Annotated in this window: 6 protein-coding genes and 1 pseudogene; 2 read left to right on the top strand and 5 right to left on the bottom strand. The window is 45.4% G+C overall.

Going from position 1 to position 13,622, the window contains the following annotated elements; genetic code table 11:
* Window positions 1-13: 13 nt before the first annotated feature.
* Together F6K63_RS10280 and F6K63_RS10275 are read right to left on the bottom strand one after the other, a co-directional pair.
* Window positions 14-1,531: a serine/threonine protein kinase gene (locus tag F6K63_RS10280; RefSeq protein ID WP_008181165.1), complete on the bottom strand. Its 1,518-nt coding sequence runs from the start codon at window positions 1,529-1,531 to the stop codon at window positions 14-16.
* A gap of 1,034 nt (window positions 1,532-2,565) precedes the next feature.
* Window positions 2,566-2,841, bottom strand: a complete 276-nt coding sequence (locus F6K63_RS10275; RefSeq protein ID WP_008181161.1) for a hypothetical protein — start codon at window positions 2,839-2,841, stop codon at window positions 2,566-2,568.
* Between the two features lie 91 nt (window positions 2,842-2,932).
* Here F6K63_RS10275 and F6K63_RS10270 point away from each other — a divergent pair.
* Together F6K63_RS10270 and F6K63_RS10265 are read left to right on the top strand one after the other, a co-directional pair.
* A pseudogene (locus F6K63_RS10270) lies at window positions 2,933-3,244 on the top strand (hypothetical protein); the annotation flags it as partial.
* Between the two features lie 2,324 nt (window positions 3,245-5,568).
* Entirely contained in the window at window positions 5,569-6,105 is a 537-nt protein-coding gene (locus tag F6K63_RS10265; protein ID WP_008181158.1) for a hypothetical protein, read from the top strand.
* A 176-nt stretch (window positions 6,106-6,281) separates the two neighbouring features.
* On the opposite strand, the gene F6K63_RS10260 is transcribed toward F6K63_RS10265, so the two are convergent.
* From F6K63_RS10260 to F6K63_RS10250, 3 genes are all read right to left on the bottom strand, one after another.
* A complete protein-coding gene (locus F6K63_RS10260; RefSeq protein ID WP_008181157.1) occupies window positions 6,282-9,458 on the bottom strand; it encodes a hybrid sensor histidine kinase/response regulator in 3,177 nt (1,058 codons plus the stop codon).
* Between the two features lie 47 nt (window positions 9,459-9,505).
* A complete protein-coding gene (locus F6K63_RS10255; protein WP_287311962.1) occupies window positions 9,506-12,928 on the bottom strand; it encodes a methyl-accepting chemotaxis protein in 3,423 nt (1,140 codons plus the stop codon).
* Between the two features lie 152 nt (window positions 12,929-13,080).
* A complete protein-coding gene (locus F6K63_RS10250) occupies window positions 13,081-13,614 on the bottom strand; it encodes a chemotaxis protein CheW (protein WP_008181153.1) in 534 nt (177 codons plus the stop codon).
* Window positions 13,615-13,622: the final 8 nt, after the last annotated feature.

Here is a 13,622-nt window from a genome sequence, read left to right as displayed (position 1 = left end):
CAACCTTAAACTTTCAACCTTCTGCATTTGGTGATGAATCACTAGATTTGATATCTAACCAAGCTCGGATTTCTTCAACTAACCAATTCAATTCAGCTTCTGGTAATTGTTCGCCAAAGATGTAGGTTTGGGATTTTTGACCAAAGGGTGATGGTCGTTCTACCTGAGTAGTGATCGCAATCCCCCGATGGTATCTACCTTGTGCATCCCTATAGGCAGTAATATAAACCTCTTTAATTTGTGAATTTTCTCCTCGATCCCATTTTTTGCGGCTCAAAGATGCCTTAGTAATTTCAAATTTTTTGTTATCAAAACAAATACGAACTGCCTCAGAAAAGTCTTTTTCTGAGTTTAATGATGTTATCCACATCACTAAAAAAATTGGGATAGCTAAAGGCAGTAATGATACTGGAATTGCTAACAAAATTACTAATATTTGAAGAATAAGGTGCTTAAATAAGTCAAGTAAAATTGCTACGACTACTCCCAACCCAACACCAACTAATATCCGGTGTTGCCTAGACTTTTCTAAGGTCTTGAACCGCTGTAGTGAGTAAGAAAATACCCCCTTTAGCACCCCTCTAGCTTGTTTTAGGGCATGTTTGAGGGGTTTGAACACTATCATTTCCCAGTGGGAGGGGATATCAATGATCAGTTGTTCTGCTGATTTATGGATACGGACAACAGTGTCTGGCAGACCAGTTGGGGAGGTGTTGTTTGATGGAACCACTGGGTTAGTGTATAGCGCTTCAGTAGCTTGTTTAGCATCACTGAAGCGACGCTCCACAGCTGGTTCTGTAATTTTCTCTAGCCAGGTCACTAAGCCAGGCTCAACAGTAGAACCGAGTAGTTGACGAAATTGAATCCGCAAATTTTCCTGAGGTAACTCAGCAGGTGCCACTCCAGTCAGCAGTTCAATCAAGGTGACCCCTAAGGCATACAAATCAGAAGCAGGCACAGCTTGACCCCCAAACTGTTCCATGGGAGTATAACCATAGGTTCCCACCACTGTAAATGTGGCACCCGCAGTAGTTGGTTGAGCCTGCACTGCTCCAAAATCGATTAAATATACCTGCTCATCCTCACCCCAAATTAGATTGCTGGGCTTGATATCTCGGTGTAAGACTGGGGGGTTGAGCTGATGTAAGTACTGAAGAATTTTTAAAATATCAGCTGCGATAGTATTTACCTGCTGCTGAGAGAATCTAAACCCTTGAGACTGTTGTTGTTTCAGGGATAGACCAGGGATATACTCCTGAACCAGTCCAAACCACAGGATACTCTCATCGAGGGAAAAATAATCCCGATACTTGGGAATCCGAGGATGATCCAGTTGTTTGAGAATTTGCGCTTCCCGCTCAAATAGTTTCAAATCGTCCCATTGTACGGGACCACCTAAAGCCAAAAGCTTGACTACGACTTGCGTGTCAGACTCGGAATCCAGTGCTAGCCAAGTCTGGCGCACTGGATTGTCATTCAGCTGCTGCTGGAGGTAATAGCGATTTTGGAGGAGTTTCCCAGATTCTAGCATAGTGTAGTAGGCGTTGAAGCCAGTTCTTTTACTATAGCTTTTGGTGAATACAACTTACTATAAAGAAAAAGCCTTGTGAATAAGAGCAAGCAACCATGTCCTGTAGCAGTTACAGAAGTATTGGGGCGGTTGCTAATATATTGTTTGTCAAAAAATTCTGATTCCCCTAAATCCCTCTGGCTGAATAACCCCCTTCCGTCCGCCTTAAAAAGGCAGAGCTGTTTCAAGGGGTGCTAGGAAGGAGATAAGATACAGGAAGCTCTTAGTTGTTAAAATTTGCTTTATACACAGTCTATATTAAATATAATAGTAAGTACGTTTTAGGTAATTTTATTGTTGAAATTTAAGTTTTGATGATAACGATATTAACAATTAAACTATGTAAAAATGAAATTATTGCTCCAGTAAATATTCCTAAATACCTATTGTAATGGATAAGATAAGATGAGCAAGAATAATTTTTACCAAGGCTGGCTATTCTCTTGAGAGGATATCTGAAAAGTTTTTTGATACTGAATTTTGCACCCCTAGCCCCCCAAATTGGGTGCATCTCATATTTGTAAAAAAGATCTCAAGTGTGGGGCCCGGGCGCGGGGCGGGGGCGCGGGGAGTGTGGGAATTTTCTCCCGAATTTTTGCCTAATTGCAAAACTGAGATGCACCCCCCAAGCGAGGGATTGCTCGCTTGGGGGGAACAAGAATCAATTTGCTGGTAAAAGTCCCCCGAGCGAGGGATTGCTCGCTCGGGGGACCCACGGGGGCTTTTATGTAGCAAATGATACTTCTCAGAGGTTGTCTGAGAAGGCACAACAAATTGAATTGGCTTTAAGAAAGCAAGTTTCGACTCTGGATGGTGTATTTATATAAACAAGGGGATAAGTATGAAATTATAATAATGACAGGAACAGAAATCCATCAACCACCCTCACGGTTATTCAGTTGTTAAGGCGCGAAACCTTGCCACTTGTCCCTGAGTATGATATTTTACTTAAATGCTTATCGATACTGATTTAAAGCCAGCAAATCGCACACCATTTACCGCAGCATAACTTCTGGCGGGTGTTGTAATTTGTTTTTACCTGGTATTCGGTGTCGCACCTCTAGCCTCAAGGCCATTAGACTTGGTTTCTTAGGAACCGATTCTTGTTGGGTTCCAGAAGACAAAGATACTGAAGAGAATGTGAAATTATTCTTATGATTACTCACTCGGTACCCAGTAACTGGCGACTCAAGCCAGGTTATCTGAGCTATAGTGGCTCTCAGTTTGAGTCCGTTCACATTCTTTTGGGACGGTTTTTGGCCGATCGCCATTCGTCTAATCCTCTATCGACTCGCTCTTTACTGTCCGAGAATCCCAGCTGTGAATGGGGCAAGGGGCAGCCATTCGAAAAAGTGATCGACTCTCATTCCCAGCCTTCATATTGTGGCAAATAGTGCTTTGTATTGGCTGATCCAGCTCCCTGATGCTGTTGAAATTTTGTGCTCGACGGCGGATGATGATGAGGTTTTGACAGAGTGTTCTGCGACTTGCATCAATTACAGAGATTTTGAAAGTAAAACCGTTCGGCGATCGTTTACCTGTCAGTTTCATCCCGAATTGCTGGCAGATCTGCGGGTGGTGGGCTTGCGGCAGCCCCCCTCCTATGAAGAGCTGAAGCAGGATGATGGGGTACGGCTATTTGCACGTTTGTTGTATGCCGGGATGCAGGAATAGCGATCTCAATTCTACAGGCAGACAGCTCGATCATCTATCTCGTATTAGATTGGTGTGTTAGCGGTAGCATAACGCGCCCTACAAGAGGCCAATCGAGCTGAAAAAGGGGTGGCTGTTCTAATTAGTAAAGTGTTAGGTTTTTTTTGATAGTGGCTAAAACGAACATGAACCAGGTAACGGTACCTGGTTCATGGCTATACTTATTCAACAAAATATCTAGCTAGGGTTTACAGAGTCTTACAGCCGACGCTCAACAAAAAAGTATATTCCTCCATTACTTACTTTCCTGAGTGGTTTGGCTTTTGATGTTTTAACAGTTTGGCTAGCCTAAGACGCTGAATAAAGATACTTCAGATCATGAGCACTAGCTAGTTAAAACATCGACCAATTAGGGCTAGACATGGTTTTAGTTGTCTTGAGTAGGTGGGAATTAAACTGAATTACTCCCATTCATGATTATTTAACGCCTACCCTACCCTACCTGTCTTGTTAATCTCTACGACTAAGTTTCTAGGGCTGTAAGTTTTTCAGGACAGGAGGCACAGTCCTGAATTGCGATTGGTTTGTGTGCCTATTTATGAATGTATCAACTTGGCCGAACTTTTGGTAGGCTCTGTTCAGAGAAATTTGCTTAACTTAAACTTTGTTTAAAAAGCCTATGAATTCGTAACATTGGACAAATCCTATAGGACTTACGCCCCAAACCAGGTTATTGATGGTAATTACACCGATTTCAGCCTTTGACTGATAAGAGAAACCGGGTTTTAAGGGTCTTGGTGTCTAAGTCCTTTATTAAATTGATTGGAGAATATTCCACCCTCAGTAACTCTTCCGGAATCGAATTTGATCATGGGTATAGGGGTAAATGGGTAAATTAGGGCATGGGATGATATAGATTTTCGTTTGATTCATATGTTCAGCATTTTGTTAGCTTGTATTAGTTGACCAACGCTCTAAGGGAAAATCTGTCCAAAATTGATTAAATTTTCTCATCACCTGTCCTAGGTAGTGCCAATGGTTAACTGGAAGTGGAAGGCACAGCAATTTGGCAAAATAAAAATGAGGGGTGACACCCCTCATTGAATCTGCTATATTGTGATTATTTGACATCTCCCCCGGTTAAAACACGGGGGATTCTACAAGGTTGTTACGAGGCGGGTTGAAACCGCGCCTCTCCACTTCTTGTTCGGTATAAACCGATGTGGGAGTGTCAAACTCCCCTACCCACCTTGGTCAGAATTTAATCTAACTGTGTGGCTACTTTTTGGCATCAATTGCCTAGCAATTTCACGTCATACCTCTTTTTTTTGACGGTTTCCATCATTTGGGTTTTTCACCATTTTTTTTAGAGGCTGTCGGAGTCAAGGTAAGACGTAATACTTGTTTATTACTATAATCTTAGCAGATTTCTGCCTCAATGACTTGACTAAATGAAAACCGAAAGACTAATGATTAGGATTACTAGCTTCGAGAAACGACAACTAAAACAAGAGGCCGAACGGCGCGGCTTGAAGTTACCGTAAGAGAGGGCACAGACGCGCGCCTTGAAGAGGGTAGCCAGGCGACCCACTCTTACGGTTTCGTCTCCGGAATGACTCAGTCTGAATTGATCTCAAGCTTAATAGCCAGACTACCCGAACCCAAGTTAACGGATACGGCGGGTTAAAACCCGTCGCGTCCGGAGACGAAACCGATAGATAGGGTCGCCTTTATGGGTGAACGCGCCCCGCGTGGCCTACGGCCAATCTCTCTTGCATAAAAGGGTTAAATTTTTTGTAATAAGGCGACCCTATCCTTACGGTAACTTCTAACCGTTTCATCCTCCCTTTAAAAAAGGGAGGCTCTCACGTTCCCGGATTTTTTGGTAGATGCACCCTGATGATCAAGAGAGCTTGAAGACGGCTCTCTTATTTTTTTTTGGGGAAAGGGATCGATGCAGGATATCTCAAAAGCTGTGTGTACTCATTCAAAAACAACGCCAAACAAAAAACGCAAAATAAACAACGCAAAATAAACAACGCAAAACTAGCGAATGCGATCGCATACTCTGTATATATAGCAGTCGCCAGGGTAATTAGGACATGACAAAAGTCTCAAACTACAGTTTGGCTTGAGTTTAACTTCTGACTTCTGACTTCTGACTTCTGACTTCTGCTATATCTGTATATCTAATCAGGTATGAGAGGATGGGGGGTGAGTTTTCTGATTCCTCCACCCCTGCTCTAGGTGAAATTTATCCTCTTGCGTAAAAAGGAAAGACTTGGGTGATAACTATATAGGTGCATCCCAGATTGACTTGAGCAAGTTGTGATGAGGAAATAAACATGAAAAAAGCACTATTAATCGGAGCTTTATTGGCCCAGACTACAATATTTGGTGCGAGTAAAGCCCTGGCTCAGGTTCCTGATTGGGTGATGGATGGAGCAGGATGTGTTCCCATTGATTCTGCTATACAACAAGACCTTTATCTGATCACGGCGGGACGGATTAAGTTCAAACCAGGAAAAACCGGTTCAATTACTGTCATTTGTCCAGTGTCTGTTAATGTTAAAAGTGCCAACAACATTAGTGTTTCCTACCGTGATTCGACGGGAAGAAGTACGAATGCTCGTGTCACAGCAGCACTACGACGCATTAGAAAGCGTGATGGTGCTGTTAATACTGTCTCTGGATTAGTTTTTAATTCGGATACCAGAAGCGAAACTGCTTATACCTTCCAGGGAAGTTCAACCAGTAGTGAATCAGGTCATACCTTTGACCATTTCAATTACTACTACTATGTGCAGACTTCCCTGGTTCGGAGAAGCTCAAGCAATATCGTCGAGTTTGGTGGAGTTGAGCTAGGAAGAGTTATTTTTTAAGTCTGATCTCAATAGCACCCTCGTTAACGCTGAAACTTTGACTAAATAAGCGATGGAGTCGAGTCCGGTTAATCACTTCGTCTTTAGGTAAATCGTTAATTATTAATCGTTAATTATTAATTGACGAACAACTAAAAATGATAAGTAGTCAACCGGACATGATCTGACCAGCAATATTAAATCAATACGTCTTCTACAATCATTTCATTTAAAGTTTTCAATAAATCCCGCTCATTGTAAGGCTTAGAAAAATATGCAGATGCGCCTAAAGTCATGGCTAGTTTCCGATGTTTAGAACCACTCCGGGAGGTGAGCATAATAATGGGTAAGGTCTTTAAGCTCGGCTCTTCTTTGACCCGAGTTAAAAAGCCGTAGCCATCCAGCCGGGGCATTTCGATGTCACAAATAATGGCTTTCACCTCTAATCCCCGAAGCAGTTTTTCTATCCCATCCTGACCATCTTTGGCATGTTCTACAATATACCCAGCTTTTTCTAACCCCAATGCCAACATCCGGCGCACGTTAATCGAGTCGTCAATAATTAAGATAGTGTCTTTGGTACTTGGTTGTATCCCGAGGGAGGGAGGTTGTTGCTCCACAAATCCCTTTGAGGTGGAGCAATGTTGTGGGGATAAACTCTCTAGGTTACTGGTGCGCTGACAACTGATTATCCAGCGTACCATGGCATTGGCGTCTACCAGGGGAACCACTCGACCGTTGCCGAGAATGGTACAGCCGCTAAATCCATCAGGTAACCCTAGGGTTCCTTCTACTTGACGCACGGTAACTTCTCGCTCTCCCCAGGAGCGGTCTACACACAGGCCGATTAATTGCTCGGCTTGATTGATAATTAGAATAGTAGGTTCGTTAATGCTCGGGGTTTCTTCTAGGGTGGTGACCCGACGGCGACAGTAAAATTTCAGCCACTTTTTCAGGCGAATCAGGGACACCATTTTCCCTTGCCAGTTTATGACTTCGTTGCCTAGGGTGGTTAAGATTTGCTGGGATTTCAGCATCAGCATCTCTTGAATCACGTCGATGGGAAATGCCAAGAGCATACCGTTACTTTCCACTAAAAGGATGCGTGCTACCGATAGGGTAAAGGGGACGGTGAGGGTAAAGGTCGTTCCCCAACCGGGTTGGGTATCGACTCGGATATCCCCCCGGATTTGCTTGAGGTTGTTGCGCACTACATCCATCCCCACACCACGACCAGATAGGTCGGTGACTTGATCAGCGGTACTAAATCCGGGTTCAAAAATCAGGGACAGCAATTCCTGGTCACTGGCGCTGGCGAGCAGCTCCTGGTCTAATCCCATTTCCTCTGCTCTGGCTCGGATTTTGCTTAAATTAATGCCTTTGCCATCATCACGGAGGGTAAGCTGGGTCTGATTCCCTCTGTGGGTGGCTTTGATTTCAATAGTTCCCTTTGGCGGTTTCCCCATAGCCTGACGGGTGCTAGGGTCTTCAATGCCGTGGTCGAAGGCATTGCGCAATAAATGCATTAGGGGGTCACTCAGGGTTTCCAGGATGGTGCGGTCAATCAGGGTACCTTTCCCCATTACCTTCAGTTCTACTTGTTTGCCATGCTCGACACACAAGTCCCGCAAAGCTCGGGAAAATCGTCCCACTAAATCAGATAAGGGACGCATCCGAACCTGAGTAAGATTGGTTTGCAGCTGCTTGGCGGTTTTGTTTAATTCATGGGCAATGCTATCAGTATCGTCTAGGGTCAATTCCAAGTCGCTGGTAACTTCTTCAATTTGAACAATGGTTTCCATCACCTCCCTTGATAGCAGGTGCAAGTCGCTGTAGGAATCCATCTCTAAGGCATCAAACCCTTGAACAGTAATAGCTAGGGAAGCAGGGGAAGCAGGGGAAGTGTCAGAAGCGGCGGGAGAAGATACAGAAGATGGCAGGAAAAGTCCCTCAGATTTGCTGGTTTCCCCATCCCCCTGTCTTGCTGCCATTCCTCTTGGGGTGGCAATCTGGTCATAAGATGTGCGCAGCTTGTGATTGGAAGCTTCGAGAATATTGACCCGGCGGCTGAGGTTGTCTACTAGGGTGCGCAGTCGTCCCAGTTGCAGCGAAAGACCATTGCGCTCGATAGTCAGTTCTCCAAACAAGTCATTTAGTCGATCCAACTGTCGCACAGGAATGCGCACAGTATTTTCCTGGTGTGGGTCTTTTGAGGAGTCTTCCTGATTGTTCTCCCTCAGGAAGATGGGTTCAGGGGAAGGGGGGGAAGACAAGGGAGGGGGAGAAGACAAGGCAGAGGGGGAAGAGAAGGCAGAGGGGGAAGAGATGTTGAGATTGCTATCCACCCATTGAAATACCTTTACTTCCCCTTGGTCTGGCTGGTCTGGCTGGTCTGGCTGGTCTGGCTGGTCTGGCTGGTCTTCTTGGTCTTCTTGGTCTGGCTGGTCTGGCTGGTCTGGCTGGTCTGGCTGGTCTTCTTGGTCTGGCTGGTCTGCCTCATCCCCTTGTCCGACTAGTTCTGGCTGATCGGTTTCCAATTCCCCAACTAATATAGCTTCCTCTGCCACCCCTGGGTCTGTAACTCCTCCTTCATTCTCCTGAAACTCCCTAGGTTCCAGGCGGCGGGGTAAATGAGTCAGTTGACCTACCAGTACCAAAGCCTGGGATTGCCGCCACACCATTAGAGCTTGTTGGGCGATCGCTTCCACTTGGTGTGGGGCAGCTTCTAGCTGGTGATTGATGTCTTCGCACAACTGGCTAAAAGCCTCAAGCTGCAGCATTTCGCCTAACCCGCCTAATTCTTGAGCCATGATGGACACTTCTTCAAGCAAGCAGGGTCTTTCGGGGTCTGCTAACACCCCTTCTAGGCGAGCTAGACACCCTTCCACTTCTGTTTCAAACAGCATGGCAGTCACATTAGTGCCATCCTCTGCTCCTAGCATAGTCGTAGCATCATCTGCGACCGGGTCCCCTAGAATCTCGTGCAGTTGATCAAATACTGGGTTAGCTATGGTTTCTAGCCACTGGCAGTCTACCCGATTGCCCTGGCGGTTGATATCAAGTACCTGGCGCAGACAGTCTACCCCCTGTAGGAGTAGAGTTTCGAGTTGGTTTTCGATTGCGATCGCATTTTTCTTAGCCTTGAGAACTTTAAATGAATCCTCTAAGCGGTGAGTTAGGTGACTCAAGGTGCCATATCCCATCATCCCAGCTCCCCCTTTGACAGAATGAACTGCTCGCAGAATCCCATCCATTTTCTGACTATCAATGGGAGCGCTGGCTAAACCCAGCAGCACCGATTCAATGGTATCTAAGTATTCCTTTGCCTCTTCGAGAAACTGTAGCTGAATTTCCAGTTCTTTGTCCTGTGACATGTGTAGTGGTTAGTGGTTAGTGGTTAGTGGTTAGTGTTTATTGGTCATTAGTCATAATTCTGAGCAACTTTAAACTTGCCAACCGATGTTTGTAATTCTTCAGCAATACTGACAGTGTCTTGGAGGGAGTGGGAGATATGTTCTGTTGACTGGTAGGTGCGTTCTGAGATTTGGGCAATGTCTTTCATTACGTTTGTCACAGCGCTTGAGGTTTCCGCTTGGGAAACGGTAGCTTGGGATATGGATTGAATGAATTGGTCGATTTGGGTGGAGACGTTGAGGATTTGACGAAAACTGTCTTTGGCTTCTTGAACTAGATAGGTGCCTTCGACCACTTGGGTAGTCCCCAGTTCCATAGCTTCCACAACTTCGGAGGTGCCTTGTTGGATGTTGTCTACAATTTGTTCAATTTCTTTAGTGGCCGTGGCAGCGCGAGCAGCAAGTTCCCCAACTTCTTCGGCAACCACGGCAAATCCTTGCCCGTCTTCCCCAGCTCGGGCGGCTTCTATGCCAGCGTTGATGGATAATAGGTTGGTTTGCAGGGCAATTTGGTTAATAAATGCCACCACTTGGGAAATTTGCTGGGAGGATTCCCCGAGGCGCTTGACTTTTTTGGCAGTTTCTGCTATAGTATCTCTCAAAATTATGATACTGGCAACAGAGCGCTCAATAGCGTGGGTGCCGCTTTGGGCGGTGTTGGCAGCGGTATGGGCGACGGCAGCGGCTTGGCGGGCGTTGAAGGCTACCTCTTGAATAGAACGAGTCATTTGAGCCACAGAATCTAGGGTGTGGGTGATTTCCTGGGTTTGTTGGAGTGCGGCTTCAGACAGTTGATGAATAGCTCCGGCATTGTCCCCAACGGAGTGGTGTACTTGAGTGGCAGCAGTTTTGACTTGGGTAACAATCCCTCGTAGACTTTCGATTACGGCATTAAAAAAGTCAGCCACAGTGCCAATTTCCCCACTGAGGATCTCAGCCCTTACCGTGAGGTCACCTTGGGCAGCTCCTTCCACTTTATTGACCAGTTCTAACAGTTGCAACTGTAGTGCTTCCCGTTGTTGCTGTTGTTCGTGGGAAACTACTTCTGCAGCAGTGCGGGCTTGTTTGAGCTGGTCTACTAGCTTGGCTTGCTCAAGGGCAAAGCCCAATTGAATCGACATCTGCCTGAAAAAGTTGATATCTGATTCTTCCCAATGCCGGGTACCGGAACACTGATGGCCGACCAACAGTCCCAGTAATTTGTCCTCTGCTAAGATGGGGGCAACTAGGTTAGCTTTGACTTTAAACGGTTCAAGTTGACCCAAATAACACTCACTCAAGCCTGCCTGGTAAATGTTATCGAAGGCACTAACTCTACCGTGCTGATACTTTTCCACATATTGGTGGGCAAAGCAGGGGTCAGCAATTTCTGCTCCTAGGGATTTCGGCCAGCCATGACCCACGGATTCCGCAACAATGGTTCCTTGCCAATTTTCGTCAAACAGATAGACTAGAACTCGGTCAGTTTTCAGAGCTTCTCGGATGCCACTGGTGGCTGACTGGTAGATTTCCTCGACTGTGAAGGATTGCCGGATACGGGAGGTAATCTCAATGACTTGCCCAGCTCGGTCCGCTTCAGCGGTCTTCACTGTGGCGAGACTGGCACCGCTTAAAGCTAGTCCTAAGTGGGTGGCTAATTCCTGTAGAAAGTTAATCTCATCGGTGCGCCATACCCGAGTCCTAGAACACTGATGAGCTACCAATAAGCCAATTAGATTATCGACCCCCACAATCGGGACAACCAGGTTTGCCTTGACTTGCAGTCGGTTCAACAACTGCATATGGCCAGAGGAATATTTCTGTGCTTGGACATCACTGGTGGGCACAACCCTTCCCTTGCGGTAGGCTTCCAGCAATTTTCTGGGAATACAAGCATCGGTGATTTCATGGGCGATCGCTTTTGGCCAAGGGGAGTCTACCGCTTCAGCCACAATGCTTCCCCGATAGCCTGGGTCAAAGCCATAGATCACTACCCGCTCGGCGGCTAACTTTTCCTTAGCAGCATTAACCACTAAATCAAAGGCATGGGCTTTCTCATCAGGTTTGGCAGCATGGGTGACAACATCAGCAAATAACTGGGCCTTATTTAGGGAAGCTTGTTGGTTAGCAACTAGGGTCTGTAGCTGAGATGCCATGCGGTTGATATTTGACCCAAGTACCCCTAGCTCATCAGTTCCCACTAGCTCCAAACGGGTATCCAGTTCCCCTTCGCCCAGGGCTTTCACTGCGTTGGTAGCTGCTAACAGGGGACTGGTCAAACGGTTAGCGAGATAGACAGCTACTGCAGCAACTAATAAGGTGGTCAGGGAGGTTCCCAGGGTCAGAGTCAGGAGTAATTGCCGCTGGGGCAGAAATGCGATCGCATCTGGGGTGGCCATCACTGCGACCCAGGGCAGGTCTGGTAAATCGTTGATTTTACTTAAATCGTTGTTTTTACTAAAGGGGGTATACGCTAGCAGATCCTGATGCTTTTTGACCTGATCAGATGTGACTAGAGTATTTGGTTTATCAGCAGTTAGCAGTTCCTTGGCGTCAGGGAATACCTTGGTTAGGGGCTGATTAACGATATTGCTTTGGTTGGAGAGAAAAATTTTACCGTTGCTGGTGTTGATTAAGTAAAGTTCTTCGCGATCGCTGCCCATCAGGTTAATCGAATCTTGAAGGTATTGGATGGGCATCCGGGATTGGATAACTGCGACCAGCTCTTTTGTATTTTGGTCAAGTACCGGTGCAGCTAAGTAAAGGGATAACTGACCAGACGCATCCGACTGTGTCGGTTGACTAATCGCCGGTTGTTTGGTGTTGATCACCTGCTCAAAATAAGACCGGGAGCTGGGATTATCTACGGGAGTCTGATTAGATTTGGCAATGACTTTGCCTGTTAAGTCTAAAACAGCTATACTGTCGTAGACTTGGTAAATCTCTTGGTAGCGGTTTAATAATAAGGCTTGTCTTTCCGAAAGGGAGCTGGTCTGCTGTTGACTGGAATTAGTAAAAACTGGGAGCGTAGCTAGAAATCGAATATCCGCATAGCGTTCTTGTATGAAGCCGTTGAGTTTGTCTTCTAGGCTAACTACCCTAGCAATGTTGTTTTGGGAAATTTCTTCGGTAATAGATTGGTTGGCTAAGTTATAGGCAATAGAGCCAATCAGTAGTACAGGAATAGTGCCTAGGGTGATTAATAATGATGTTACTTTAGTTTTTAAGCTGAGTTTAAGACCCCCAGAGCTTTTGGAAGTGCTAGGTGGTTCAGTGGAGCCTATAAGCTCAACCCCATCCTGATTGGAGTTTTGGGTTACTTCTGTCCTAGTCACATTTATAACTGAGTCCAATTCGGCATGGTGACGATACCTGTCTTGGGTTACCCCCTGACTAGTTAAATCCTTATTAATTTCATTATTATATATTGATTTATCAAACTGTTTCACCATAAAAAAGCACCATTACCTGGCTACTTACTTAGTTTTTATAAAAGCATTGATATATCTATTATATTTAAAAAAAATGGTCTATTTTAGGATAGTATTAAATTAACAATCAACAATTAACAGCTCCCATTGAGCTTAAGTCAATTCCCGTTAAATTAGGTGTTGTGTAAAAGAGATGAAGCCATAATTGCCAAACCATCTAGTACTAACAAAATTTCTTGCTCTTGCAAAGCGCATCCCCGTAAGTAGGGAACCAAACCCGATGACACTTGTCCCAGTGGAGATTGAATACAATCGGGTGTTAGTCGCAACACCCCTTCAATGCTTTGGACGGCAACCCCTAAAGACGCTGACTGATTACGGAGCGTCACTATGTTGTACTGTTGAACATTGGTTTCTACCGTCGGTAAACCTAGCATTTGAGCTAGATCAATGACCCACAACACACGAGAACGCCGATTCATCAACCCCTGTACGTAGAAGGGCATATTTGGCATGGGGGTCAGACGCTCTTGGGGCAAGACTAGAACTTCCTGGGCTTGATGCATAGATATAACCGCAGGGGTTTGTTCATTTAACAAAAATTTAAGATAAGCATCCCCGATATTATTGTGTTCTTCAGATGGTTTGGTTATACTAGCTAACTGAGACCAGGTCTGGGGGGTATGGGCTAGGGCTGAGGTATTCATTAATTCAC

The sequence above is a fragment of the Moorena sp. SIO1G6 genome (genome assembly GCF_010672795.1).
Taxonomy (GTDB): Bacteria; Cyanobacteriota; Cyanobacteriia; order Cyanobacteriales; family Coleofasciculaceae; genus Moorena; species Moorena producens.
This window is presented reverse-complemented; position numbering and strand designations above follow the sequence as displayed.

Excerpts from the sequence above, each read along its gene's own strand:
- F6K63_RS10280 (WP_008181165.1), bottom strand. The coding sequence starts at position 1,531 with ATGCTAGAATCTGGGAAACTCCTCCAAAATCGCTATTACCTCCAGCAG.
- F6K63_RS10255 (WP_287311962.1), bottom strand. The coding sequence starts at position 12,928 with ATGGTGAAACAGTTTGATAAATCAATATATAATAATGAAATTAATAAG.
- F6K63_RS10275 (WP_008181161.1), bottom strand. The coding sequence starts at position 2,841 with ATGGCGATCGGCCAAAAACCGTCCCAAAAGAATGTGAACGGACTCAAA.
- F6K63_RS10250 (WP_008181153.1), bottom strand. The coding sequence starts at position 13,614 with ATGAATACCTCAGCCCTAGCCCATACCCCCCAGACCTGGTCTCAGTTA.
- F6K63_RS10260 (WP_008181157.1), bottom strand. The coding sequence starts at position 9,458 with ATGTCACAGGACAAAGAACTGGAAATTCAGCTACAGTTTCTCGAAGAG.
- F6K63_RS10265 (WP_008181158.1), top strand. The coding sequence starts at position 5,569 with ATGAAAAAAGCACTATTAATCGGAGCTTTATTGGCCCAGACTACAATA.